This window comes from Runella sp. (assembly GCF_027484545.1).
Taxonomy (GTDB): Bacteria; Bacteroidota; Bacteroidia; order Cytophagales; family Spirosomataceae; genus Runella.
The window spans coordinates 1-4,941 of record NZ_JAIXST010000110.1; the positions used below are offsets into that span (position 1 = coordinate 1).

The window sequence follows — 4,941 nt, forward strand, 5'->3', positions numbered from 1 at the left end:
ATTCCGGATGGTTTTCCTTAAATTTGTTCAATAAGTGAGCGTACATTTTGCGTTGTTTTGGTTGCACAACAACAACACTTCTTTTACCTCACTTATTCATTGTGTACCGTATTATAGTTCAGGATATAAATCTATCATTTTAATGTAAAAAAAAAGATTGAAAAGTACAAAGATAACGGGGCAATATATGCCAGTTTGTCCAAAAGTAATCTTTTGCTATCCTAAAAAGAAATACCATCACTTACTTTTATTGCACTCGCTTCAAGTGGTGTAATATTTGCCAAAACCAATACTGAATCAGCCTCGTAAATAGCTTTTTAAGTATCACTTCAATAATTGCCTGACTCCTGAAAAATATGAATTCCCAACCCAATGACCCATTTTTGGATTCTGATCACGGCGCGAAGCGGCTTGATAAATTTGTTTCTGTTTATATCGAAATAGACGCTATAAAAGCCATAATTCCTTTCTTGCTCACACATCAAATTCCCTTTTTTATGTCATCATCTGGCTTTCCGACTGAAACAGTGCCTGATAAAAAAGATACTATAGCTTTGGAAGAAAAACCAATATATGATATTTCAAAAAATAGAAGCGGTATTGAGCGGGTATTTCAAAAATACATCAGTGAAAACATAGAAAAAATACCTCCAAACGCAGTCACTATTGCAGAAGAAGCAGGGATAAGCATTTCTCGATTTAAGCCCCTTTTTAAGAAACAGTATGGTAACTCATTTTATCAGTACGCTATTGGAAAGAAGATGAAGTATGCTGCTACGTTGCTCCAACAAGGCTTCAAAGCAACCGAAGTATCTGATAAATTAGGCTATGCTCATCCTATCAAATTCAATAAAATGTTTCAAAAGCATTTTGGGATGACACCTCATAAATACCGATTAGGCCAACAAAAATAGAGATTATCCTTCCATCCACTCCTTGAATAGAGGTGCTTTCTCGCGGCTGATGAGGATTTCGTGAGTAGGCTCGGGATGAAGTACGAGTTTCAATTTCCCGTTGAAGTAGGTATGAATTTTCTGCACCGCCGGTAGGGCAGCAATGTATTGCCGATTGAGCCGAAAAAAGTGGGAAGGATTCAATAATTTTTCCAGTTCTTCGAGGGTATAGTCTACCAAAAACTGCCGATTGTCGTTTCTAACTAAACAAACTAATTCATTGGCTGTATAAAAATAAGCGATTTGTTCCTGGTGAATTGGGAGCAATTGGTCTTGCTGCTGCACTAAAAAACGGGTTTTGTACTTGCGTCCCGTCATGGGTAAACCATCCAATAACGACTGCATTTTAAGGGTATAATCAGTAGCGGAAAAAGTAAGCTGCGTTTCTTTGAATTTTTCGATGGCCGCCGCTATTTCGTAGGGCTTAATGGGTTTTAATAGGTAGTCTATGCTTTTGACTTTGAAGGCTTTTATGGCGTATTCGTCGTACGAGGTCGTGAAAATAATGGGGCTTTTTACGTCTGTTTCTTCAAAAATAGAAAAACTGAGGCCATCGGAAAGGTGAATGTCGGAGAAAATCAAATCGGGGGCCGGATGACTTGAAAACCAGCGTTTGGCTGCTTGGATGCTGTCTAAAACAGCCACAATCACCATAGTTGGGTCGGCTTTTTGAATGAGTTTGGTGAGCCGCTCGGCCGCCGGATATTCGTCTTCAATGATAAGTGCCTTCATAATTCCTCAAGTGGGGTGAATTCTTAGATTTTGTTTACTCCTTATAAAAAACCCGTTTGACCCGCTCGCTGATTCCCGTTAGAATTTCGTAAGGAATGGTATTGATTTGGTCAGCTAAATGGGTAATGGACAGGCTTTTGCCAAACACAATGACTTCGTCGCCTTCCTGAACGGTTACGCCTGTCACATCTACCATGGTCATGTCCATGCACACATTTCCTACGACCGGACATAGGGTTCCGTTGATAAGTACTTTGCCTACGCCTTTGCTAAAGCGGCGGTCGTAGCCGTCGGCATAACCGAGAGCAATGGTAGCAATCGAGGATTCTTTTTCCAAAATACCCATACGACTGTACCCGATGGTTTCGCCTGTGGGAAGGTGTTTTACCTGAGAAACGACCGTTTTGAAAGTTCCGATTTGCTGCAAAGACCCCTGTTCCAGACGATTTACTTCCACTCCATAAAGCCCGATTCCCAGCCGAACCATGTCCAGTTTGTACTCAGGGAAGCGAACGATGCCTGCTGAATTGAGAATATGGCGCAAAGGACGATACCCTAACGCTTCTTCTAATTGGGTCGAGCCTGTTATAAAACGTTCGTACTGTAATCGGGAAAAATCAGTATGAACAGCCTCGTCGGCTCCTACCAAATGACTGAAAATTGAGGCCACCTGTAAATAAGAGTGTTGCGTCAACTTCCGAATGAGTGCTGGTAGATCAGCATCGGTAAATCCTAACCGGTGCATACCCGTATCGAGCTTAATGTGTATTTTTCCCGAACTGGATTCCGGATCAGAAAGTTGTGATTCGTCGGAACGGAGGGAAATAAAGTCAAGCCATTCGTCCAGAATTTTGTGGCTGTAAATCTCCGGTTCCAGTTGATATTCAATGAGTTTTTCGAAGGTGGAAGGGGAGGGGTTCATAACCATGATGGGTAACTCAATTCCATTTTGGCGCAATAAGACTCCTTCGTCGGCATAAGCCACCGCCAAATAATCTACGCGGTGAAATTGCAACAATTGAGCCACTTCGGCACTGCCGCTCCCGTACGCAAATGCCTTGACCATGGCCATGATACGCGTGTCATTCCCTATTTGATTTCGGTAAAAATTGAGGTTATGAGTCAGCGCATCTAAGTTGATTTCCAGTACCGTTCCGTGCACTTTTTGCTGAAGACGATGGACGATGCGTTCAAATTGGAACGGGCGGGCACCTTTGATAAGCAATAAGGCATCTTCAAAAGAATCAAGAGATAATTTACTCAAAAAGGCGTCGGTAGTGGCAAAATAGTTTGCTTCAATACTGATAACGTGTGCATTGCGGGCAAACGCGTCGCCGATGGCAATGAGTTTTTGTACTCCCTTTTGTTGCAACAACGTGTTGATTTGACTGTATAAATCTTCTTCTTTCTGCCCCGTTTGAAGTAAATCCGATAAGATGGCTATTTTTTGCGAACGCTGTTCCTGCTGACCCAAAAAGTTAAGAGCAATGGTCAATCCTACCAGGTCATTGTTGTAGGTATCGTCAATGATATAGCATTTGTTGACGCCTTCTTTGAGTTCAAGCCGCATGGAAATGGGACGCAGGCGAGATACGCGCTGCCTGATTTCGGCAGAAGCAATATCCATGCTTAACATCAAAATCAGGCAATGAATAACGTTTTCAACCGAGGCTTCGTCGGCAAATGGCACGGAAAAGAGCTGATTATCATATATTTCTCGCTCCGACTTCATGACAATGTACGTTTGGTCATTGTCTTTGTGCCATTCCACCTGAACGGTACAATTTTCAGTCGTTCCCCAACTTATCAATTCACAGGTAGGGTTGACGGGTTGTAAAATCAGACGAATTTCTTCGCTGATGTCGGAATAATCAGCTCGATAAATCAGGCGTTTACACTGCGTAAAAAGACGAAGCTTTTCGGTGACTTTCTGTTTTCGGCTTATGAATCCTTCGTCGTGAGCGGAACCAATGTTAGTAAATATCCCAATCGTCGGACGGATAATTTCCTGAAGGGATTTCATTTCGTGCGGTTGAGAAATACCCGCTTCAAAGATTCCTAAGGTGTGTGTCTCATTGAGTTGCCACACAGAGAGAGGCACCCCTATTTGCGAATTGTAGCTTTTAGGGCTTTTAGTAATCCGAAAATCAGGGCTTAACAATTGCCCTACCCATTCTTTAACAATGGTTTTTCCGTTGCTGCCCGTGATCCCAATCACAGGAATGTCATAGTGGGCACGATGGCGCCTGGCTACTTCCTGAAGGGTTTTCAGGCTGCTGTCCACTTTCCATATCTGAGTGTTTTCAAAGGATTCTATTTTTTCTAAAATCTTGTCAGTGAGTGCTTTATGTTCTACTACAAACTGCCTGACTCCTTTTTGATATAATTCGGCAAGAAATTGATGTCCGTCGTGGTGTTCGCCTTTGATGGCAAAAAATAGGGTCTGTTGTGGGAAAACTAACTGCCTGCTGTCGGTCAGAAGATGTGTGGCAGTGGTATCAATGGGGGTATGCTTAAAATGAGTAACTGGCATTTTGAATCTGAAATTTCCGCCAAAATTAACGTTTCTGCCTGAAATACCATTCCGATACTTTTTGTGTATCTTTCGGAGAAATTATACCCTACTGAATGCAACCCGAAATTTACCTTGCCTCGCGAGATGCAATGTTGGCATCTATCATCGAAACCACTCCTCATTTTAAAAAAACGGAGTGGAACGAGGATGTGTATTTAGCACTTTTGGAGAGTATTGTGTCGCAACAAATTTCTGTCAAAGCGGCCGATTCTATTTTTGCATTTTGCAAAGTTTCGAGGGCTGTTTCCTGATCTCTATCCGCACCCGGATATTTTGCTTCTCCAAACCGACGAACAATTGCGCAGTGCGGGTCTATCGTTCCAAAAAATCAATTACCTCCGCAACGTGGCTACTTTTGCTTTGGAAAAAGGAATTGATTTTGCGCACCTTTCTTCCCTCACCGACGATGAAATTGTAGCCTATTTGACTCCTATCAAAGGAGTTGGGCGCTGGACGGTGGAGATGCTGCTGATGTTTGTCATGGATCGCCCTGACGTGTTTCCCATTGATGATTTAGTGATTCGGCAAAAAATGGTAAGAGTATGTCTAAAAATTAAAAGCGGTCAAATTGATAAAATGTTAAAATTGTAAAAAAATGAGAATTAGTCATAACTTGTGATTGTCAAAACATAAGTTATTATGGTAGTAGTAAAACTCAAATTTAATCGAGTACAGTTTACC

Annotated in this window: 5 protein-coding genes; 3 read left to right on the top strand and 2 right to left on the bottom strand. The window is 41.9% G+C overall.

The window, feature by feature from the left end; all coding sequences use genetic code 11:
• Positions 1 to 356 precede the first annotated feature (356 nt).
• A complete protein-coding gene (locus Q0081_RS09730; protein WP_298352077.1) occupies positions 357 to 914 on the top strand; it encodes a helix-turn-helix transcriptional regulator in 558 nt (185 codons plus the stop codon).
• Between the two features lie 3 nt (positions 915 to 917).
• On the opposite strand, the gene Q0081_RS09735 is transcribed toward Q0081_RS09730, so the two are convergent.
• Both Q0081_RS09735 and Q0081_RS09740 read right to left on the bottom strand, forming a co-directional pair.
• On the bottom strand, positions 918 to 1,685 hold the full coding sequence (locus Q0081_RS09735; protein ID WP_298352080.1) for a LytTR family DNA-binding domain-containing protein: 768 nt from the start codon (positions 1,683 to 1,685) through the stop codon (positions 918 to 920).
• Positions 1,686 to 1,719: 34 nt separating this feature from the next.
• Complete coding sequence (locus tag Q0081_RS09740; protein WP_298352083.1) at positions 1,720 to 4,218, bottom strand: bifunctional UDP-N-acetylmuramoyl-tripeptide:D-alanyl-D-alanine ligase/alanine racemase; 2,499 nt, start codon at positions 4,216 to 4,218, stop codon at positions 1,720 to 1,722.
• A gap of 95 nt (positions 4,219 to 4,313) precedes the next feature.
• On the opposite strand from Q0081_RS09740, the gene Q0081_RS31635 reads away from it, so the two are divergent.
• Both Q0081_RS31635 and Q0081_RS31640 read left to right on the top strand, forming a co-directional pair.
• Positions 4,314 to 4,511 (top strand): hypothetical protein, encoded by a 198-nt coding sequence (locus tag Q0081_RS31635; RefSeq protein ID WP_310586484.1) that lies wholly within the window; start codon positions 4,314 to 4,316, stop codon positions 4,509 to 4,511.
• Positions 4,477 to 4,851 carry a hypothetical protein gene (locus Q0081_RS31640; RefSeq protein ID WP_310586485.1) on the top strand — a complete coding sequence of 125 codons (375 nt, stop codon included), beginning with the start codon at positions 4,477 to 4,479 and terminating at the stop codon, positions 4,849 to 4,851. The genes Q0081_RS31635 and Q0081_RS31640 overlap by 35 nt, the downstream gene beginning before the upstream one ends.
• Positions 4,852 to 4,941: the final 90 nt, after the last annotated feature.